General features: G+C 39.0%; 23 protein-coding genes. 10 read left to right on the top strand and 13 right to left on the bottom strand.

Annotation, left to right across the window (positions count from 1 at the left end; genetic code table 11):
* Nucleotides 1–38 precede the first annotated feature (38 nt).
* Both ORQ98_RS26520 and gbdR read right to left on the bottom strand, forming a co-directional pair.
* Nucleotides 39–182 carry a hypothetical protein gene (locus ORQ98_RS26520; protein ID WP_274691841.1) on the bottom strand — a complete coding sequence of 48 codons (144 nt, stop codon included), beginning with the start codon at nt 180–182 and terminating at the stop codon, nt 39–41.
* A 710-nt stretch (nt 183–892) separates the two neighbouring features.
* Nucleotides 893–1879 carry a choline metabolism transcriptional regulator GbdR gene (gbdR, locus tag ORQ98_RS26525; RefSeq protein WP_274691842.1) on the bottom strand — a complete coding sequence of 329 codons (987 nt, stop codon included), beginning with the start codon at nt 1877–1879 and terminating at the stop codon, nt 893–895.
* A 341-nt stretch (nt 1880–2220) separates the two neighbouring features.
* Between gbdR and ORQ98_RS26530 the strand changes: the two genes are divergently transcribed.
* On the top strand, nt 2221–3102 hold the full coding sequence (locus tag ORQ98_RS26530) for a LysR family transcriptional regulator (RefSeq protein WP_274691843.1): 882 nt from the start codon (nt 2221–2223) through the stop codon (nt 3100–3102).
* A gap of 20 nt (nt 3103–3122) precedes the next feature.
* Here ORQ98_RS26530 and ORQ98_RS26535 read toward each other — a convergent pair whose 3' ends face one another.
* Complete coding sequence (locus ORQ98_RS26535; protein ID WP_274691844.1) at nt 3123–3755, bottom strand: hypothetical protein; 633 nt, start codon at nt 3753–3755, stop codon at nt 3123–3125.
* A 413-nt stretch (nt 3756–4168) separates the two neighbouring features.
* Here ORQ98_RS26535 and ORQ98_RS26540 point away from each other — a divergent pair, with 413 nt between their 5' ends.
* Complete coding sequence (locus ORQ98_RS26540) at nt 4169–6814, top strand: glycosyl hydrolase family 18 protein (protein WP_274691845.1); 2646 nt, start codon at nt 4169–4171, stop codon at nt 6812–6814.
* A 312-nt stretch (nt 6815–7126) separates the two neighbouring features.
* Nucleotides 7127–8893: a M20/M25/M40 family metallo-hydrolase gene (locus ORQ98_RS26545; protein ID WP_274691846.1), complete on the top strand. Its 1767-nt coding sequence runs from the start codon at nt 7127–7129 to the stop codon at nt 8891–8893.
* A 108-nt stretch (nt 8894–9001) separates the two neighbouring features.
* Here ORQ98_RS26545 and ORQ98_RS26550 read toward each other — a convergent pair whose 3' ends face one another.
* Nucleotides 9002–9721: a DUF1223 domain-containing protein gene (locus ORQ98_RS26550; RefSeq protein ID WP_274691847.1), complete on the bottom strand. Its 720-nt coding sequence runs from the start codon at nt 9719–9721 to the stop codon at nt 9002–9004.
* Between the two features lie 227 nt (nt 9722–9948).
* On the bottom strand, nt 9949–10704 hold the full coding sequence (locus ORQ98_RS26555; protein WP_274691848.1) for a TSUP family transporter: 756 nt from the start codon (nt 10702–10704) through the stop codon (nt 9949–9951).
* A 267-nt stretch (nt 10705–10971) separates the two neighbouring features.
* On the opposite strand from ORQ98_RS26555, the gene ORQ98_RS26560 reads away from it, so the two are divergent.
* From ORQ98_RS26560 to ORQ98_RS26575, 4 genes are all read left to right on the top strand, one after another.
* Nucleotides 10972–11601 (top strand): class I SAM-dependent methyltransferase, encoded by a 630-nt coding sequence (locus ORQ98_RS26560; protein ID WP_274691849.1) that lies wholly within the window; start codon nt 10972–10974, stop codon nt 11599–11601.
* Between the two features lie 119 nt (nt 11602–11720).
* Nucleotides 11721–12932 (top strand): EAL and HDOD domain-containing protein, encoded by a 1212-nt coding sequence (locus ORQ98_RS26565; protein WP_274691850.1) that lies wholly within the window; start codon nt 11721–11723, stop codon nt 12930–12932.
* Between the two features lie 34 nt (nt 12933–12966).
* On the top strand, nt 12967–13764 hold the full coding sequence (locus ORQ98_RS26570) for a TatD family hydrolase (RefSeq protein ID WP_274691851.1): 798 nt from the start codon (nt 12967–12969) through the stop codon (nt 13762–13764).
* Nucleotides 13765–13977: 213 nt separating this feature from the next.
* Nucleotides 13978–14307, top strand: coding sequence for a glutaredoxin domain-containing protein (locus ORQ98_RS26575; RefSeq protein ID WP_274691852.1), 330 nt, complete (start codon nt 13978–13980; stop codon nt 14305–14307).
* 115 nt (nt 14308–14422) lie between these two features.
* On the opposite strand, the gene ORQ98_RS26580 is transcribed toward ORQ98_RS26575, so the two are convergent.
* The gene (locus ORQ98_RS26580; protein WP_274691853.1) at nt 14423–15049 is read right to left on the bottom strand and encodes a class I SAM-dependent methyltransferase; all 627 of its coding nucleotides are present in this window, start codon (nt 15047–15049) and stop codon (nt 14423–14425) included.
* A gap of 254 nt (nt 15050–15303) precedes the next feature.
* On the opposite strand from ORQ98_RS26580, the gene ORQ98_RS26585 reads away from it, so the two are divergent.
* Complete coding sequence (locus tag ORQ98_RS26585) at nt 15304–15816, top strand: hypothetical protein (protein WP_274691854.1); 513 nt, start codon at nt 15304–15306, stop codon at nt 15814–15816.
* Nucleotides 15817–15825: 9 nt separating this feature from the next.
* On the opposite strand, the gene ORQ98_RS26590 is transcribed toward ORQ98_RS26585, so the two are convergent.
* The 3 genes from ORQ98_RS26590 to ORQ98_RS26600 form a co-directional block, all read right to left on the bottom strand.
* On the bottom strand, nt 15826–16686 hold the full coding sequence (locus tag ORQ98_RS26590) for a LysR family transcriptional regulator (RefSeq protein ID WP_274691855.1): 861 nt from the start codon (nt 16684–16686) through the stop codon (nt 15826–15828).
* Nucleotides 16687–17002: 316 nt separating this feature from the next.
* Nucleotides 17003–17422 carry a VOC family protein gene (locus ORQ98_RS26595; RefSeq protein WP_274691856.1) on the bottom strand — a complete coding sequence of 140 codons (420 nt, stop codon included), beginning with the start codon at nt 17420–17422 and terminating at the stop codon, nt 17003–17005.
* Nucleotides 17423–17488: 66 nt separating this feature from the next.
* On the bottom strand, nt 17489–17842 hold the full coding sequence (locus ORQ98_RS26600) for a hypothetical protein (RefSeq protein WP_274691857.1): 354 nt from the start codon (nt 17840–17842) through the stop codon (nt 17489–17491).
* 145 nt (nt 17843–17987) lie between these two features.
* Here ORQ98_RS26600 and ORQ98_RS26605 point away from each other — a divergent pair, with 145 nt between their 5' ends.
* Nucleotides 17988–18218, top strand: a complete 231-nt coding sequence (locus ORQ98_RS26605; protein ID WP_274691858.1) for a type II toxin-antitoxin system Phd/YefM family antitoxin — start codon at nt 17988–17990, stop codon at nt 18216–18218.
* Nucleotides 18215–18610, top strand: a complete 396-nt coding sequence (locus ORQ98_RS26610) for a type II toxin-antitoxin system VapC family toxin (RefSeq protein WP_274691859.1) — start codon at nt 18215–18217, stop codon at nt 18608–18610. Before ORQ98_RS26605 ends, ORQ98_RS26610 begins: the two co-directional genes overlap by 4 nt.
* On the opposite strand, the gene ORQ98_RS29725 is transcribed toward ORQ98_RS26610, so the two are convergent.
* From ORQ98_RS29725 to ORQ98_RS26625, 4 genes are all read right to left on the bottom strand, one after another.
* Nucleotides 18541–18843 (bottom strand): GNAT family N-acetyltransferase, encoded by a 303-nt coding sequence (locus tag ORQ98_RS29725; protein ID WP_425347720.1) that lies wholly within the window; start codon nt 18841–18843, stop codon nt 18541–18543. The two genes, ORQ98_RS26610 and ORQ98_RS29725, sit on opposite strands and share 70 nt — an antisense overlap.
* Nucleotides 18844–18920: 77 nt before the next feature.
* Nucleotides 18921–19754, bottom strand: coding sequence for an alpha/beta hydrolase (locus tag ORQ98_RS26615; RefSeq protein WP_274691860.1), 834 nt, complete (start codon nt 19752–19754; stop codon nt 18921–18923).
* Between the two features lie 89 nt (nt 19755–19843).
* Nucleotides 19844–20077: a hypothetical protein gene (locus ORQ98_RS26620; protein ID WP_274691861.1), complete on the bottom strand. Its 234-nt coding sequence runs from the start codon at nt 20075–20077 to the stop codon at nt 19844–19846.
* 147 nt (nt 20078–20224) lie between these two features.
* On the bottom strand, nt 20225–20893 hold the full coding sequence (locus ORQ98_RS26625) for a phytanoyl-CoA dioxygenase family protein (RefSeq protein WP_274691862.1): 669 nt from the start codon (nt 20891–20893) through the stop codon (nt 20225–20227).
* Nucleotides 20894–21232: the final 339 nt, after the last annotated feature.

A 21232-nucleotide genomic window follows, 5' to 3' on the forward strand; every position in this document is an offset into this window, starting at 1 on the left:
AATAAAAAAGTCGCTCAAGTGTATGAACAGTTAAGCGACTATGGGGCTATTGCTGCATAAAAGTGTCTACAGTATTGATAACTAGCACCTTGCTTTTTTAGAAATACGGATGCGGCATTAGTCAACATCTCAACAGTAGGAATACTGCTCCATTTACTACTTTCAACTGATGATATAGTCAACGTATTTACTCCTTAATCTATTTAAAATTTTTCTAAAAAAAAACGCCTAATAACGAAAATAATTCAAACAAGAATATCTAGCTCAAAATCAAAGCAAATTTCGACAAATTTAATACATAAATATAAGCTGCCTTATCAATAGCAGAGCAGACAACAAGACAAAGCCATTATTTTAGCAACCACAAGAAAAACTTTATTCAAGCTTGACTCTACAGGACTATATTTCAATCACTATACTCACTAAAAAATTTCTCTAGAAGAAATCGCAATATATAATCAACCAAATAGAATTGTTATGAGGCATGCAATTTTACAAACCCAGTACTTACCGATAGCAACCAGGTATTAAGTTAAGCCTATATAGTGGTTATCCGAAACATCAAGTCAACTTCTACGTATTCACTATCAGATCAATAACGATCTTTAAGTAATGATCGCTAAATTAGCTGCTAATTTAACACAAACACTACAGAGCAATTCAAGTGATTTTATTTTAAGTACTTAATTTATTTTTTCTATCCATAAAAAACCATTAGTATCAAGACCAATACAACAACCACCTATGTTGCATTACTAATTTTTTCAAAAAATTTAAATCATGCAGAAAGAATATTTAAATAAATTAAATTATTGATGAGGGGGATAGCAAAAAAAAGGGGATACTTTTTTGTAATATTAAAAATATTGGCTAAATACAGTAGCCAGGAAGGCTACTGTAATGTCATCGATTTACTGTGGAGGGTTAGTCGCTCATCTCGGGGAGGAATCCCAAAACAATCCCGATAACGTTTGCTAAAGTGAGGCGTAGAAACAAAGCCACAGGCAGCTGCGACATCAATAATCGATAAATTGGTTTGTTGAAGTAGTTGACGGGCTCGTTGCAACCTAAGCTTGAGATAATAGCGAGAGGGAGAGCAGTCAAGGTATTTTAAAAACAACCTTTCCAACTGACGGCGAGATAACCCCACATAACTGGCCAGTTCATCTAGCGAAATCGTTTCTTCCAGGTTTGCTTCCATCAGTGCAACCGTTTCAACCAGTTTAGGTTGAGTCACACCCAGCGTGTGTTTTAACGGCACTTTTTGTTGCTCAATTTCCGTACGAATCCGGTCGTATAAAAACATCTCTGAAATGTCCGCACTTAACGCGCGATCATGTTCACGGCCAATTAGATCTAACATCATATCCAATGGTGCAGTCCCACCGCTGCAAGTCACCCGGTCGCGATCAAAACGAAATAAACCATTACAGACATTCAGCTTGGGAAATTCTTCTTTAAAACTGGCCATATGCTCCCAATGTATTGTACAACCATAGCCGTCTAATAATCCTGCTTTGGCTAATAAATAGCTCCCTGTGCAAATAGCGCCCAGTTTTACTTTCTTTTTTGCTTGACGTTGCAACCATTGGATCAGTGCTTTATTACACTGCTCTTTTATCTTTAACCCACCACACACAATGATCCAGTCAAATACTTGATCAATGGTGTTGAAACTTCCATCTGTTTGAATCGTCACACCATCGCTGGCTGTTACTGGCCCACCATCACTGGATAAAACCTTCCACTGATAAAGGGGCTGTTGAGAAATATGATTGGCCATTCGTAAGGCTTCAACTGCAGATGCTTGCGAAATCATGGTGAAATTATCCACCAGCACGAAGCCTATAGTACGAAGGGTAGAGTTATTTATCGTCATATTGCTAACTCCTCAAAGGCAAGACAGATCGCAGTCAGTTTATTTTGATTGCTTGTATTTATTTTTGTTTGTCATAAAGTTGTACTTTTTTATTGCTTTTATACAACTCTTTAACTGTATATTTTTTACACAGATTTTGTCTGAATACCAACTTTTTTTAGCATTTTCTGAACTACGTTAACACCCTTACCAGGGTGAAACTGAGACAAGATGCTTTACCCTTTTAAAGCCAAGAGTTGGGCTTCACTTATACCGCCTATCAGCGGTATATTGCAGTTTAATTAAAGCTATCTTGCTGTAGAACAAAGCGAATAACAAAAGTCTGTTTCTGAGGAGCAATAATGAGTCGCTGGGATGGCATCGAAGCATTTGTGGAAGTGGTTAAACAAGGGAGCTTTTCTGCTGCTGCCGAGCAGCTGAATGTATCTAACTCTCATGTAAGCCGGCTAATTTCACGCCTGGAAGCCAGGTTAGGTGCTCAACTATTGTATCGCTCCACCCGTAAAGTCACCTTAACGGATGTGGGCAGGGTCTATTTTGAACAGTGCCAACACTTGCTCGGTGGCTTTCTTCAAGCCGAGCTTTCTGTTTCAGATATGCAAACTACTCCACAAGGTCTGCTCCGGATGACTGTTGCCACTACCTTTGGTGAACGCTTTATTATCCCGCTGCTTAATGATTTTTTAGCCGACCACCCTGCCCTTAGCATTGATGTTAACCTCAGTAATCAAAACCTGGATATTATTCAAGGGGGGTTTGATCTGGCCATTCGGATGGGCATTCTTAAAGATTCCTCATTAATTGCTAAGCGCATTGCTCCCCGTCGGTTGTTTATCTGTGCAACTCCCTGCTATTTAAAACAATTTGGTACGCCGCATACTCTATCAGAGCTTCAACAGCATAATTGTTTGATTGGTTCTACAGACTACTGGCTGGTTCAGTTGGAAGGTAAGTTAAAGGAGTATCGAGTCAAGGGGCGCTGGCGCTGTAACAGTGGGCCCGCTTTATTTAACGCCGTCAGCAAAGGATTAGGACTCGCTCAATTACCAGACTATTATGTTAAGCCTGCCATTGAGCGAGGTGAGCTGCGGGTATTATTGGATCAATACCAACCGCCTCAGACAGCGGTGTGGGCCGTTTACCCATACAACCGCCACCTGTCTCCTAAAGTACGATTGTTTGTAGATTATTTAAGCCAACACTTACCTCAACGTTTGGGATAACACTATTGCTAGAGATAAAACTATTGAGAGTCTTTATGCTTAATCCCCATTGGACTCTCAATATCATCCCGTCTGGGTAAGTGACGGTATTTTTCCAAAGCATCTTTCGCGCTATCAACGTTGCACTTTCCTACGCGCCTTAACAGTGTATTCCCAAAACCAATGGTCCGCCCAAAGTGGCCATTTTCCACCCACTCTTTCCAATGGCCAGCTCCAATATCAACGGCCTTTATTCCAATATTGTCATTTGGCTGAGCAACTAAAGACCATTCCATACCATCATGTCCCCCATCAGGGTTACCATATGGCCACTGAAAATCACCATGCATAAAGACTTGATCACCCTCTTGGGCTGCCATGCCATTCCAGTCAGGATAAGTATCAGAAACCCAGTAATAACGTTGTTGAGTACTACTGGCTGCTGTAGGCGCATAATAAAAGCATAACCCCTGAGTAGCCCACTGAGCATGTTTGGGATCAGCATCATTATAAAAAGTAATTAACCAGCGATTACCATTTTTCACCAAATCGGGCTCAAATGGCGGCTTGGCAAAGCTGGCAAATGTAGCGCCTAACAAAATAGTTCCCAGAAAACTACAAGCTATATTTTTAGACCAATCTCCTTTGGTCCATCCCTGCTTATTCATATCCATAACTAAACTCCCTTTAGTAACGAAAGCAGTTCAGAATTACAAAATAATTGTGAATCAGGTTACGCCATGACTCACAATCATAAAAATCATACTGCTACTAAATAGTAGACAAAAGTCTTATTTTGAAATATCCACTCAACTACTCACAGCAAAAATAACTATTACAATATACTATTAGTTTAAATTAACCTTTTACTAATATATTGCAACGTATTAAAAATAAGGCATTTTTTTCAACAGTTTTCAATAAAATACACCCAATCAAACCACTTTAAAACCAATTATCTATTAATGTATAGCCTATAATCCAAGTGATATTACGCTATACTTAACCTGTTGCTTACCAACAATAATAACTCTTCAAAGAAAGGTCTTAGTTAACTTATATCCAATATTTCCAGGGAGGGAATGTCATGGCTGATCACCTAACAAGCAAAAGACAATTTTATGCAAAAAATAACAACTATTTTTTTGCATCTTCATTATTTACCGGCATGATTAGTTTTTTCATCTCTACACCGACAACCGCTAATTCGGTAGAAATAACTCAAGCAGAGTCAGGTAATATACCTGACCAAACGATGACAGTGCCTTATGATTTTAAAGTCAGTAAATATACTGGAAAACGTGACCATTTCAAATTATTTTACGATTGGAAATGGGATGAACAAGACCCATTTAAAGAGTACGCAGGGTTTCGTCCAGGTGACTACCACATTTACCTAGCTGAACGTACCGGATTAAACTGGAAAAATGAAATTCAATATAAAAAAATTCGGTTGGTCAAACCAGAGGACAGGAACTGGTCTGCAACTAAAGAACATCATCAGCCGTTTAATGTTACCCACAGTGGTAAAATAGTAGGTCTTTATATGGGTGAATGGGGTGTTTGGGAACGTGCCTATACCGCTGACTATATTGCTGCTAATAATATTACGCATCTGTTTTATTCATTTGTTGGTATTTGCGATTATGAACGGCCAAATGCTACAGAAAATAATGGGTTAGACATTCAATTTGGCAAAGACTCAAGAAACAAAGCGGTAATGCGAGCCAGCTGTGGTCAAGGCTTAGCTCCCGATCAACATGACAATTTAAAAGGTGACTTAGTTAAAATTGGCGTAACCAAAAAACAACAAGATTTTGAAATATCACCTTATGATTATTTAGCTTATCCTCACCTACTCGATTCAATTAAAGCCATGAAGAAGCAGTTTCCTCATTTAAAAGGCATGTTATCTATCGGTGGTTGGACACTGAGTGATCCATTCTATGACATGGTAAAAACACCAGAACGGCAGCAAACGTTTATCCAATCCATTATTGATACCATCAATGCCTATCCTGGTGTATTTGATGGTGTTGACTTAGATTGGGAATTTCCTGGTGGATCAGGGCTGAGTCCTAATTTAACCGCAGGTTATGTAGAAGATAGAGAAAACTTTACTGTTTTTGTGAAAGCACTGCGTCATGCGTTAACAACTGAATTTGGTAGCAGTTTTCAGTTAACAGCGGCACTTTCAGCTTCTCCAGCAAAATTGGCTGCAGTTGATTTAAATGCCCTTAAAGATGACTTTACCTTTATTAATTTAATGACCTATGACCTTTATGGCGCTTGGGGCAAAGACCCTGCACATCATACCGGTGTTTATGCCAAACCGATTGCAGGTGCCTATAATGTTGAAGGGAATGCTACTGACGAGTTAGGAAATATTATTTTATATAATGGCCAACCAGTTTCCCTAACTAAAGTGATGCGCAATTATAGTGCAGAAGGTGCTGTAAAAACAGTTCAGCAATTATACCCTGACTTTCCCATGGCCAAATTAACTATAGGCGCTGCTAGTTATAGTCGTGGTTGGCAATATGTAAAAACAAAAGCCCAGCATGCAAAATTATACTGGCATGGTAAAGCCCAACAATGGAGCAACAGTAATAGTAAAGGGCTAGGCAATAAAGGCACATTTGAATTTGGGGTTAGTGACTTTCGTGATGTGTACGATCATTTTATGCAAGAAGATACTCAATTTTTGTATTATGATCGACAAGCAGAATCGGCGTACATTTGGCAACCTCATACCAACCTAAATAATGATAACTATCATTATGCTCATGTAGAAGCATTTGACTCACCTCGATCGGTAATTGCCAAAGGCAAATTAATTAAAAAATATGGCTTAGGGGGTATTTTTGCCTGGGAAGCTCAAACAGATAATGGCTTAATTTTAAATGCCATGAATGCCGCCGTCTGTAATCCATTACAAGACGGTGGTTATTATCAGTTTAGCCAAGCTTATGCTGGAACAGTGACTAGTCAAGTGATTGCGTCTGACAATAAAGGAAACCCCACAAAAGTCAGAGAAACTCTGCATGGCTCTGAAGTTTTCCAATTTGATGGCAAGACTTTTTGTGACACCACCTCCCCTGGTAATCGACCTCCTCAAGTGAACATTACAGGCCCAACCCAAGCAAAAGCTAATACAACAGTTACCCTGGATGCAAGTCAATCAACTGACCCGGATGGTGATCAGTTAAGCTTCGAATGGAAAATACCCAGTGGCATTAAAGTTGATAATACTCAACTCAATAAAATCAGCTTTACTACACCAGCTGTACAACAAGACACTATTTTTAAATTTGGGCTAAGTGTCAGTGATGGGCAAACGAATGTGCAGCGCCTTTGGTCCTTACAAGTAACAACAACTAGTGACCCAGGCAAAGACTGCAATAAAGACCCTAATGCCAAAAATTATCCTGCCTGGCAGCCTAATAAAACCTATCAGTCAGGTACTAAAGTCAGCTATAACTTTTTGGTTTGGCAATCTAACTGGTGGAATAGTGGTAATGAGCCTGGTAAAACAGAAGCTTGGAAACTACTTAGTAAAGTCATTCTTAGTTGGCATGCCAGTAAAGCTTATCCAGCAGATAGTATAATTCATCATCAAGGCACTCGTTATAAAGCCAGATGGTGGACAAAAGGGGAAGAACCTGGCAAAGCCAGTGTATGGCAATCGTTAGGTAAGCATCAGTGTTTTATACCCAATGCGAATGGCTTTTAGGGGCGGCTATCAAGCTACGAAACCTCATGAGCCTATAAATAATAGGTGATTGAGGTGAGGAGTGATGGCAACAAACTCTAAAAATCATTCGCGAAGGGTATATTAGCAGCTGATTAATAAATCAATAGCCCTGCATAAAAGTATTCTATTAGCTTTAACTAGTCAGCTTTTGAACCACCCCTCGAAAGCTGACTCTCCTTAATTGTTGAGTGACTTATTTAACAACTACTTTTAACTGCATTGCTGGTTTACTCTCTGTGCCTGAATTGTTATTTTGTATTAAAAAATAATAACAAAGTGCATGGAGGCTCAATGAAACTGTCATATCAAAAGCGATTATCCTCAAATTACCCTGCTGAGAAGCGCTCTCTTTATTCACCATTAACCGCAATTTGTTTATTGGCTGGGCTTTTATCAGTTGGCGGCTGCCAACTATTCCAAAAATCATCACAACCCAATACGGCCTCACTTGATCAACTAATTGATAGTCAGCTATTACCCACCACTCAAGCGTTTATCAAACACGCCACCTATCGTACACCTGACCGTACTAATGAAGCCATTATGCGAAAGAATATGGCGAATTTACGCGACTATATCAGTGGTATCATGAGTGATTTCAACTCCCAGCAACAAGTAGATAAATTTTCTTCCTTTGAATGGAAAAAACACATCAAAGGGCGTGATTACTGGTTATTTGGCTATCGGATAGGCAGAGGGACCAAAAAAGCTTCTATTATTGCACATTTAGATACGGTCCCACCGGGTAATAGTGATTGGAAACCTTTTGAAGCAAGGATCGAGCAACACCAATACCGTGGCCAGTTAACCGATTTTCTAGTGGGGAGAGGTGCCATTGATGATAAAGGCCCCGCGGTAGTCAGTTTATTAACGTTACAATCCCTTGCTAAAGAACTAGATGGCAACCCTTTACTAGATGACTGGCAACTGGAAATTCTATTTGATACTTCTGAAGAAACGGGCATGAGCATGCCCCACTATATGAAAGACCCTAAGCAGCGACCTCCTACGGTAGGTGTCGTATTTGATTCTGCTTGGTGTGTCAGAGCCGAAAAAGGGATTGAACGACCCATTTTCACTTTGCCAAGGCAGCCTCAACAGTCATACGACCAGTTGTGGATAGCAGACTTATTTACTCCTCCGGGCCCTTCTAACCAAATTCCAGACACTGCAACTGCTATTATAAAAGGCCCTAGGCAGCAATTAAAAGCCTATGCAAAGCAGGTTATGATAGACTATAAACAGTTTACATTTGATGATATTGATTATCGTCCTGCTAAATTAAAGGTCATGTTAGAAGGTGACCAATTAATTTTAACGACCAAAGTTGCAGGTGCTCAGCATGGATCAGTGCCCCATGCAAACCGAGCTGAAGGTGCCAACCCCCTGGTCTCTCTAGCAAACTATTTGGCAGGCAAGGTTAATCAAGGCTATCTCGCGCAAAATGACTTCAGTCAAATGACTCAATTTATTGAGTGGATGTGGGGCACTTATGTTTTTGGCGAAAAACATCCACAGTTATTACAAGCTTATGATGATGTTTTCAGCAAGGATAATGGCACTACTTATGCGGTCACCCGAGTAAAAGCCAATGATAAGCAAATACGGCTAAGGGTAGATATTCGTTACGCAACAGGCCATCAGACTAGTCAGTGGGATGGTATTACTGAAGGCTTTTTACCAGGCAATAGTCGCTTTAAGGCAATATTTACTGAGTTAACCAGTGCATTTAATCAACAACATCAAAGCCAAGTAAAATCTTTCTCTCAACGCTCGACTGCTCCAGACATACGACGGATTGATGGTCCTTTATTTAAATATATCGATGCTGCTTATAAATCAGTGAAAGGTGAGGAGTGCCCTCGACTGGCTATTGGCGGAGGAACTGATGCCAAAGGACATGCTAACTTACTTGCTGTAGGGCCAATGTTTGCAGGTGGCACAATGGGGCCTCCTGTCAATTACCACGGTGTTAATGAAGGTGCTCCCATTAATGAATTAAAAGCGAGTGCTAAAATACTGCAGCAATCCCTATTGAATGTAATGAAAAACGAGTAATACCCTTCTCGTATGGTTTTTATGGTTTGTTGTCGTCGCTCGACAGCTTCACCCTTGTGCCCTAGGGGTATAAAAACCCTACGCTTTGGGTCTATTAAAATAAGTTGTTTATTTTTCTATCCACCCTGCTACGGTCTGAACAGGTCGAAATCGTTCGGGCCGGGTTATCCAGCTAACGACGGCTAGTTTTTGATTATTAAGAAGTGCTGCTGGTATGGTAAATTGCCAAATTGATTTTTCACTCACTTGCTGTTGAAAGTCTAATACCACAAAATCATGGGCCAGATGTTTACCTCGGTTTTCTCCAGCTTTTATCGCTGTTTGTAAATTAAACCCTAACAGCGCAAAGTTAGCTTGCCAGTTACCATTTTTAGTAAATGTTACGGTAGCTTGATTATTAGCTAAATCTAAGGTTAGCTCCGGTGCTGGTTGAGATTTTTGCCTAGGTAGCCCCTGGCCTTTAAACCAGCCACGCCATTCAGCCCCATCCACTACCCAACCTGGGGTATAAACCGAGCGGACATTACCATTGGCACTTAATGCCCGCTGCCGTGCTGAATATTCTGCTTTACTGAAACGATCCTTCCAGCCTAACCAGTTCCAATAGTCCACATGAAAAGCTAGAGGAATAACGTCTTGCCATAACCCTGGGGATTCAGTGAGCTTTGATAAACTGCGATCAGCTGGCGGGCAGCTACTGCAACCTTCTGATGTGTAGAGTTCAACAATACGAGCAGGTGGGCCTTGGTGAGAAAACTGCTGCCCCATTGTACTGAGTGGAGCCAGACTGGTGATTATTAAAAGAAAATAACGGATTACATCGTTCACACCTTACCTCCTACTACCATACCAATGCTCTTCACACCTTATAATGATTCATAAAGGGTATATCATCATTTTTTAAATTACATTATTTTAGATGACCTTATGATTCTCACGATTCTTTCATGTTAACCCCAAAGTGAATGGCTAAGTCGTTTAAGGGCACTAATAATTGTTTATGGCCTCTGCACAAGCTAACAGGGTCTTGAACAATTAGTAGACGTGTCCTTACCTTAATCCATTAATAGCTTCACACTCATTACTACACAAATAATAACGAGTAATGGTCTGATAATTTTGCTGCCTTGTTTTAGCACTAAATGAGAACCACAATAAGCACCCACCACCTGGCCAGCAGCCATGACCAGTCCAACAGCCCAAACGACCTGCCCGCCTAGAATAAAAAATAATAACGATGCAATATTACTTGCCCAGTTCAGTACTTTACTGTGAATAGTGGCTTGAGTCAGGCTATAGCCCATTAGGGTAATATAAGCAATAGTAAAAAAAGTGCCCGTCCCAGGTCCAAAAAAACCATCATAAAAACCAATGCCAAACCCAATAAAAAGAGCAAAAGTTTTTTCTGTTATTTTTTGCTGTTGTTGGTGAGTATTGATAGTAGGATTTATCAACATATAGATGGCAATCCCTATCAATAAAACAGGGATAAGTTGGGTGAGAATGGTATTATCAATTAATTGTACCACTACTGTCCCTATAGCGGCCCCGATAAAGGTGCAGCCAATCGCAAACAGTAACGACTTAATGGTTACTTGCCCTTTACGAGAAAAATGAATGACTGCTGTACTTGTACCAAAACTAGCTTGTAGCTTGTTGGTTGCCAATGCTTGAGCAGGACTTAAACCCACTGATAATAAAGTAGGCAACACCAGTAGCCCACCGCCACCAGCGATAACATCTATACAGCCCGCCAAACTGGCGACAGCAAACAATAGTAACCATATTTCAAAACCAAACGCATCAAACACCGAGTATATCCTTACTAATTCACATCTAAAGAGCAGCACTCATAACATGGCAAATTACTTTCTTCAATATACCAATATAAACTCACTGAAATATACTCACTACGCATATTTATTGGCTATTAGAGAATAAAATAGGCCTATGACTCTTTAATTTATTTGTCAAAGCACTAAAATAACCACCATAAATGAGTTTATTTAAGGGCACCTCTAATACACAGGAAGTGCAAATTTCATCTGATATAAATGGAGAATAATTCAGTTTACATCATGCCCAAACTAACAACACCATCGTCAAAACATATGATAACCAGCTGTGGCGTTAAAATATTAAAAGGCAGCCATCAATATATTAAGGGTTTAAAAGCACAAGGCTATCAGCCAGCAATCTATGGCCATAGAATCTGGCAATCTGGCTTTGTGTTAATGAACTACTTAAAAAAACATCCTTTGCCTAAACGAACCAAGGTTATGGAGTTAGGCTGCGGCTGGGGAATTACCAGTGTATTCTTAGCTAAGCAATATCATGCCAGTGTTACTGCAGTGGATGCTGATAAACATGTCGCTGCGTATTTAGCCCTGCACGCCTATTTAAACCAAGTGCAAGTTGAGTTTAAACGTAATCGGTTTGAAAAAATCTCTACAAAGCAATTAAAAGGCCAACACACGTTGGTTGGCTCTGATATCTGCTTTTGGGAGTCAATGGATGACACCTTATATAATTTAATTCGGCGAGCGTTAAAAGCCAATGTTCAACAAATCATCATTGCTGATCCTGGCCGTAGCCCTTTCTGGCGTCTTAGTGAGCGCTGCCAGACTAAGCTTAATGCTAAAATGGTCAGCCATCGTATTAACAAACCGACTCCTACTGAAAAGTACTTACTGGTCATCAATCAGTAAGGAAACCCCAAGGCCCAATTTAGTTATACGCAGTCAGAATTTTTTCAGCGGTAAGTAAACGATTCAACCGAACTGTTCTACACTGAAGATCAGATGTGCATTTTAAGTATCAGCCTATCATGACAGAAATTGCTGCATTACTGGCCAGACAGCCCATCGTCGACCAGAGTAAAAAACTGCAAGGGTACGAGCTATTATTTCGCTCAGACACTCCCAATGCGCTTCAAGCAACTGATGGCGACAGGGTTACCTCTGAATTGTTGGATAATGTATTCAGCGCCTTTGACCTTGATGAACTGGTTGGAGACAATCCTGCCTATATCAACTGCACTCGTAATTTACTATTACAAAAAACGTTGATAAACCCTGATCGCTTTGTTTTAGAAGTATTGGAAGATGTTAAGCTAGATAAAGAGCTATTAACCTGTCTTAAAAAGCTTAGAGATGAAGGCTTTACCATCGCCCTTGATGACTTTGAGTTAGACAGTCAAACCATCAAAGCCATCCCATTTGTCGATATCATTAAAATTGATGTGCTTGTACACAATAAGGAAGAAATTGCCACTCTCTTTAATACACTCAAACAACATAAAGTTAAGCTACTTGCAGAAAAAGTTGAAAACTACCAAATGTTTGAATACTGCAAACAACTCGGGTTTGAGTTATTTCAAGGGTATTTTTTGTGTAAACCAGAAATACTCAGTGGCAAAAAGATGGAATCCAATAAACTGGTGGTCATGGAGTTAGTGACAAAGCTGCAAAACCCTGAAATTGACTTTGATGAGTTGGCTGGCATTATTGATAAAGACCCTAGCATTGCCTATAAACTACTGAAATTAGTGAACTCCTCCTTTTATCACCGAGGAAAAAATGTGGAGTCCATCCGCCAGGCTATTACTATTCTTGGTCTCACCCAGGTACGTAATTTAGTGACCATTTTAATGCTGAGTAAACTTACAGACAAACCTAACGAGTTAACCATTACTGCTCTAGTTCGAGCCATGATGTGCCAACTATTAGCTAAAAACACCACTGGAACCGATCCAGGCGGCTCTTTTCTGGTCGGTTTACTCTCTACCCTGGATGCCTTTATGGATCAACCATTGAATGAGTTGGTTGCCTCTATGCCCATTCCCGATAGCTACAAAGAAGCCATTATTCACTTTAACGGGCTAATGGGTACCATTTTGGTTAATACTATGCTTTATGAGCAAGGTGCCTGGCAAAAAATTAACTGGTGCGAACTATCCGAACACAACATCACTGACTACGCCATGCGTGATGCCTACTATAATAGCCTAAAAGCTGCACAAGCCTTACAAAATCTGTAAGCTATTCACTTTTTACATGAGTGAATAAGCCCTTATGAGTGAGCCGCTACATTTAATTGATATTGGTGTTAACTTAACCAACAACCGTTTTGATCACGATCGTAAAGCCGTCATCGAACGTGCAATTAACACAGGTGTTGCCACACTAATACTCACCGGCACCGATTTAACTGAATCTGAAGCAGCCCTTAGCCTTTGCCAGCAATGGCCGGAACATTGCTACAGTACTGCAGGCATTCACCCCCATTACGCAAAAGATTTTCATACCAGCCAAATCAATAACCTAAAAGCATTAGCCAAAGAACCCCAAGTAAAGGCATTAGGGGAAATGGGGTTAGATTTTAACCGGGATTTCTCACCTCGCCCAATACAAGAACACGTGTTTATCCAACAACTTGAGCTGGCTGCTGAACTTAAGTTACCAGTATTTTGTCATGAACGAGACGCGTTCGAACGCCAACGAGCAATTTTAAGAGAGTTTCGCGATCATTTAGTAAATATAGTGATTCACTGCTTTACTGGTGAAAAGCAGGCTTTATATGGCTACTTAGATTTGGATTGCCATATTGGCATTACAGGTTGGGTTTGTGATGAGCGACGTGGCTATCATTTACATCCACTATTAAAAGATATCCCCGACAACCGTCTTATGGTAGAAACCGATGCTCCCTATCTGCTGCCTAGAAGTTTAGCAAAAAAACCTGCTAATCGACGCAACGAGCCTTGTTATTTATCAGAAGTGGTAAAAACTATCGCTAAACAAGTAAACAAACCCATAGAGCAAGTGGCTAAAGAAACCACTGAAACAGCCAAAGCATTCTTCAATATTTAGGGCACCAGGGCACCTCTAATTAATCCACTGCCCTGAAATGGGCAGTCTAAACTTATCATATTAACCATTTTACCTTGTTCCATTTATAATCAATAAGCCCCTATAAAATCCATGAATAGTCAGCGTTATTCGTTCCAAGCTATAATAAGTTTTAGTGCACCTTTAAAGTAGTTGTTATACACACTCAGTTTATATCTGAAATTGGTCGTTCTAATGGGTAAGTTTTTGTTGGCTATCATTGTTCTAGTAGCAGCGTTTTTTGTTCTAAAACCCGGTAGTGCTCCATTTACAGCGAGAGAGGTAAATCCTACCTGTGACATCATTATGTTCTCAACAAGTTGGTGCCCTGTTTGTAAGAGCGCAGGAGAATATCTTGATCGAAAAAACTACAAATATTGCGAAGTAGATATTGAAAAAGACTCTGTTGCTTATGACTATTATAAACGTCTAGGTACTCGAGGTGTTCCAACGATACTCATTGGTGATCAGGTGACAGTTGGCCTTAACCCTAGGCAGATAGAAAAATATATGGATGAATTATAGGCATCAAAGCCTAAAAGCCATTCTCGAAGAGTCTATCAGCACCCAAAAACTTACACTACAGGCTAACAACTCTCAGAACATAGCACAACAAGCTGATAACTGAATAACATACTGCTTATGACTTTTTTTGCGCAAAATAAAGTGTGAGCCCTGCATAACTTAAAGCAAGTGTAGGAGATTTAAAACCACCATCTATTAAGGCCTGGTTTTGCTCTAACTCAGTCATGTAAATATCAGCCTCTTTCATACCTTGCTCACCTAAAACAAAGTCACACACTAAAAAATAGCCATTTGGTTTAAGCACCTTAGTTACATTCTTATAAATATCTACAGCCAGCCTTTTGTCTCGGACCTCATGGATAGTTTGCATACAAATAACTGCATCAAAATTACCTAAACCTTCAAAGCTTTCTGTACATAAAATATCACCTACTTTACACTCAATAAAAGATTGGTACTTTTTAAGGCGATTTAATGCTATATGGTTCATAGACTTGGAAAGATCAAAAAGAGTATAACTCTCTACTTTTACAGAATGAAAAATATGCTCCGCTAGATGACCAGGACCAGAGCCAATTTCAAGAATTGAAATTGGCTCATCAAAGATATTATTTAACTGTTTAGAAAACGCTTGAAAAAAATGTTCTCTATAAAACCCATTTTTCTTTATTCTTTTTTCCCACTCTTCAGCTTGACGAAATTGTTCTAAATCTTCAGCGGAATGTATATCAGATGACTCCATAAATTACTCCACATTCACAACTTATGAGGGTTAAATCTTGTAGAAATAACTTAACCTGTACACTTACTAATCTGTCAATTAGTTAATTATATCAGGCGAAGTTTAACTAACAAAAAGTATGTACTGGGCCAGCTTAGCCTAATTTATACTTTTTACCATAGTTTCGCCCTATGGTATACATCGTTCACACCTATTTTATTTCCCCCTCTAGACTGATTAGAATCAAACTAAACCGACAATAAAGGAGTATATAAATGAAATTAAAAATCATAAGCAAAGTATTTTTTTCATCAGCTGTAGGGTTAGCCTCAACTAATATTTCTGCCGATTCAAATAATTATGTTTATGTCAACTCTGGAGATTGGATAAAACAAAGTGGTGACTTTGTTACTTTAGACCGCTCAGCAAAACAAGTTGAGTTTTTTGTTAATTACCCTCAACTGAGAGGTGGTAACTGTGGTATTGGTCTAGCACTTAATCGTAATAACAGTTACACAAAACACTACCAAGAACTAGTAAAACAAGTGACCGTTTCTAATATTTATCCCACTGACTCAGAAACAGGTGAGCTAACCCCAGTATCCGTTACTAACAAAGGGGCTACATTCGCATTTAATTTTGACACACTATACTATGGCACATTTGTTACAATAAGCGCTAATAACGGTAAAACATTTGGTGAAGTATTTGACTCCTTGTCAGCATTTGATAATGTGTATGCCATCGCAAGTGCAGTGAGTTGCAAGCAACTTGAAACTCTAAAATAAACCACCTGATTAGTTTTCAGACAGCATCATTTTGATTTCATGCCTTAACTTCTGACTAATTGCATTATTCTGAGCATCGGCACGATAAACCAAACATAACTCATCTATAACCGTTGCATATGACTCGTCGAGTTTATGTAACGGTTTATGACTTGCTTTAGCGACACGTTCAGGCAAAATACCAAATCCAGCCCCATTTGCAACGAGTGCAGCTATTACCTCAAGGTTATTTGAAAACTCTATTTTGAACAGATGAGGTATTTTTTTAAGTAACTCCTGAGTTTGCTTAAGATTGGGGTCACAATATAAAGTAAAATTATCGCCATGCATATTTTGATGAGATATTATGTCTCTATTACTCCAAATAGTCACCTCATCAAAAAACAATCTTTGAATAACTAAATCAGGATGACGAACTGGGTTGATCACTAATCCAAAATCTATTTCATAGCTAATCACTTGCTCAGTAATTTTTCTGGATAAATCATGAACAAAATTAAGTGACAATAAAGGGTATTTAACTTTTAGTTTAGGAACAATAACAGGTAATGTATAAAGTGCTACAGAAGGGTGGCACCCTATTGTAAAACCACCACCCATTTCGGTGCTAGCTCGAATAACACTAGATTTAAGCAGCTCCCAGTCAGCCATAAACTTTCTACTCAAAGCCTGAAGCTCAATACCGGCTTTAGTAAGCTGTACGCCATTACGACTTCTAATCAATAAAGCAGTACCAAAACTTAGCTCTAACCGCTTCATCGCTGCACTGATACTGGGCTGAGTAATCCCTTGTCGCTCAGCTGCGCGAGAGAGATTTTTGGTATTGGCCACTTCTAAAAAATACTTCAAATCGTCAAAAGTGGGTTTCAAATAACACCTCTTATTATAAAGAAAACCTGTCCTTTTTTACTACTCAAGCTATAGCATAAAGCATGGCTTTACTCGTACATATACCAATGATATGTCGTCAGAATACTTTCCAGCATTGTTTTTTGCAAAGGCTGCTAAATCTTGAGCTTTTATGGTAGTTTCATGCATTAACAAGTTCGTAATTGAATTAATTTTAACATAATTAAAAAACCCATCCGAACCAGAAAGTAGATGGTCACCCATAAGAGTTGGACCAATGAGTTAAGCAAATAACGAGCATAAGCCATATTTTTTACGTTCGCTCTTAAAGCGTTTATTATTCCCTCGCAGCCATTGGATGGCTGGGGTTCAGTTGCAATAAGTCCCACAGATTTCCGTAAAGATCTTCAAAAACTGCCACTAAACCATATGCTTGCTCTGTTGGAGGCCTTACAAAATTTACCCCCGCAGATACCATTCGATGATAATCACGCCAAAAGTCATCTGTGTTTAGAAATAGAAAAACACGGCCACCCGACTGATTGCCTATAAAGTCAAACTGCTCTGGCTTTGATGCTTTAGCCAAGAGTAAAGTTGTACCATTTGAGCCAGGTGGAGATATCACTACCCAACGTTTATCTTGTTCAGGTTGATAAGTGTCTTCAATGATTTCGAGTTTTAGCTTGGATACATAAAAGTCTAATGCTTCATCATAGTCGCGAACAACCAAAGCAATATGTACAATTGATTGTTTCATGTTTTTCTCAACTGCTGACAATATAACGCCTTATTGAGGGATAAAATAAGACTAGTATTTTGTTCCTTACCCAGCCCTTGCACCATTTGGCATTGAATGTTCAGGGCATGCCAAACATGGCTGTAGTTTGTCTTCATAACCGATGTCAAAAAGCATACCTTGAGAGACTTCACCTGCCATCTTTCTTTCAGGTAAGTTCACAACAAAAAGTGCTTGTTTGCCTTCAATTTCTTTAAGGTTTTCTCGCTCCTGTTTTAACCCTGCCAAGATAGAGCGAGTATGATCACCAAAATCGACTATTAACTTCATTAATTTGTCTGATTTTGCCACCTCAAGTACTTCAGTAATGGTGCCCACCCGAATATCTACTTTATCAAAATCATCGAACGCTATTTCACCTTTTATTGGAGCTTGTTTCATATTTGGATCTCTAAATTTTTCTGGGCACAGAATGCCCTTAATATTGGTACAATCATGTAACGTGAAGTCTATAGGCTTGCATTGTTATGCTATTCACTATACCCTTGTACAAATAGATTGTACAACTACTATTTAGGTAAACAAGATGCAAACTATAAATATCAGTGACTTTAGAGCTAACCTATTGAAATATTTAGAAATAGCAAATGCTGGAGAACAGATTTCTGTAACCTCTAATGGCAAACTGTTAGCTACTATAACACCGCCAGAAAACCAAAGAGAGCTCGCCAGAAAGCAACTTAAAGCTATAGCTTCAAATGCTAAGATAAATGATGTCACTACCCCTATTGAGTCTGAGTGGGATGCCTTATCATGATCTTGATGGATACTTGTGCAATCATATGGGATGCGCTTGAACCAAAAAAACTTACTCCAAAAGCTATTGAAGCAATTGACAAAGCAGATCAATACAATGCATTAATTATTTCTGATATTTCCATTTGGGAAATATCAATGCTCATCAAAAAGCGCCGCATTGAAATAGATACAACTGCAGCTAACTTTATTAATTTATTCCTTCAATCTCGAAATATTTCAGTACAGTCTATTTCTCCCGAAATAGCCGAACTATCTGTTACATTCAGCTCAGAAATAAACAGTGATCCAGCTGATAGAATTATTGCAGCGACGTCAATAATTCATAATGCACGTCTTGTGACCGCCGACCAAAACCTCCGCAGCAGTGAGATGCTTGACACTATATGGTAGGTAGATATTAGCCTGATTATTTTGCTATAACCCCGAGCTTTATTTTTTAAAAGAGACCACTTTTGACCATGAAACTGTCTTGAGTTTTCATCAATATCATAAGTGTAAAATCCAAGTGATTGATAGCATTTCACTGCTGATTGATTATGAGCAAAAACGGCTAAAGTAATGTCACGAACTTTCAGCTCATCCTTTGCATGCTCGATTGCTAGCTGAATAGCTATGTTATGCAATTTATCCCCTAAGCTTCTCTCTAACTTCCATCAATGCAAAGCCTAAAAGATTTAAACCTCGCCAACAATTAGGATTGTTAATTTTTTAATTTCTTAGCATAAATCCAATCTAAACCCTGTATTGCTGTTGTTGGGAATGCTGTTGCATGGCTTGCATTTTTAATTACAGATAGCTTGAGGTCAACTTTACTTTTAAGCTGTTTATTAAGCTTTGTTGCTAGAGCTTTAGCTCCCGCGACCATATCATTTCTCGCGCCAAATGTTGGCACTTCTAAACTACCAACAGACAAATAAACTTTAATTGGAGTACGAGGCGTTTTCATTGGCTGCGACAATATATAGTTGTTTTTATACCAAACAGAAGGGCTACCAATAATATAGCTATCGAACATGTTTGGTGAATTAAACAAAATATAGGTGCCCAATAAACCACCTAACGAGTTTCCCACAAAAGTACGTCGAGTTGGATCTGTTCGGTAGTTATTTTCTATATAAGGGAAAACAACTTCTTTAATAAATTTTGAATATCCATTAGCATTGCCTGTTTCTCGCTTCCAACCGTTATCCTGAACTGGTGTATAGTCTCTAACTCTACTCGAATGATCCGTTGATCCCTTTGAATATGAAATACCTACAGTAATAGCCTCTTCCATTCCCCCTCTATTCATTGTAAAGCGTGTTGCCCCTGAGACAATTTGAAAGCTGTACCATGCATCCATTAAATAAATCACAGGGTATTTTTTGTCAGCACTTGAATTGTAGGAATAGGGAATCTTAACAAATAATGGGTAAACTCTTTTGGTTATGGGTTCCTGAAGTTCAATTACTTCACTTCTTGGAATCTCAAACGCCGTATTAGCGTTCGCAAGATAACTAAAAATAGCAAGGAAAATAAATATTACTGACTTCATTGATGTTTCCTTTAAGTATAACGCTAACAGACCGAGTGTCAGCGAATTTCAGTTCCAAAGGGGCGATGTTGCCTGTACTTGTTATGTTTTTACTCGACCAGATAGCTAATTTCGTATTTATCCAACTCATTTACAACAACATTGAGATAAAGTTTTATGAGCCCATCAATATGGTGAACTCCTTCATTGCAAATTCTCTTTTTTAGCTCCACTATTGGTACATCGGCAACTGTCTCATCGAGTTTTCGAATCATCTTTAACTCTGCAACAGAAGGGAAATCGCCTTTAATCCTTATCACAATTGTAAACTCCGGATGACACATTTAGATAATTCCTACTGAAATATAAAGGCAAATGCTAACTGGTTGCCAAAAGTGAAGCGCGAAGTAGCTGAGCTTATGGCAATCCAGGTTTTGCGACTGGTTAGATGGTGAGCTTTCAGCACCATCAAACTAATTAGGATCAGGTATTTAAGTAGCCCATGCTAGCCCCTGTGGTAACTTAAAGCTGCTGTACTCAATATGAACAATACGGCGATGATGCGGCATTATGCCTTTGCTTGAAGAATGAAGTAGCAGGGGCCTCATTATTAATAAATCTCCAGGCTTAGCTAGACAGGTATATTCTTCTGATTCTCTCACTACTCGATCTTGCTCATTTTTACTAAGAATACCCAAGCTATGGCTCTTAGGAATAACCTTTAAGCAACCATTACTCTCATTTGCTTCATCAAGATGTATGCGGAAAGTCACCATGTCTTCTAGAACTTTCACATCTGGCTGAACATGATTAATGCCATCCTTTAAAGTCCATGACCCCCAACCGGGTATTGCTTTCTTATCATTTACTGAAATTGTCTTGTCTTGATGCCAAGTGACAAGCCAGTTTTTATTGGGGGTTTTATCAAAAACAATAACTCGAACCACTTCAGGCTTGCCTGATAAGTAGCCTTCAGCTTTGTTTCGAAGTAAATTTGAATCAACGAGTTTTTTGACAGAGGCTAATTTTTTCTCTGCATTTCGAATTCCATGCTTTGGAAAGTCAGAATCTAAAGCTTCAATTTCATCAATGATTGTATTTATTGAATCATTGTCTAGAAAGCCAGAATGGATCTCAAATCCATTTTCTTCAAAACTCAAAGTGCACACCATCCTTACTCGTAAAATATAACATATTTTTAGTCAAGCCCCTTCAACACAATACGCTACCGCCCTTGATCACACTCAATATCAGCAACTACTTACTTATTAGCAGTTAATATTTTACATCTATACACTGCTTTGAAAGCACACAACCTGCTGTATGCTTTCGATGAATTACTTAGCGGATATTGTTAACAAATTCTCACTAAAAGTGAAGAACAGCATCACCCCTTTCTAGGGAGGGTATTGCAAAAGGTTACCTAATTATCACTATACCTAAGCCATTAGCTGCTGTATATTTGAGCAGTATGGCAACTTGATTGAGAAGGTATAAAT

Origin of the sequence: Spartinivicinus poritis, assembly GCF_028858535.1 — a bacterium.
Taxonomy (GTDB): domain Bacteria; phylum Pseudomonadota; class Gammaproteobacteria; order Pseudomonadales; family Zooshikellaceae; genus Spartinivicinus; species Spartinivicinus poritis.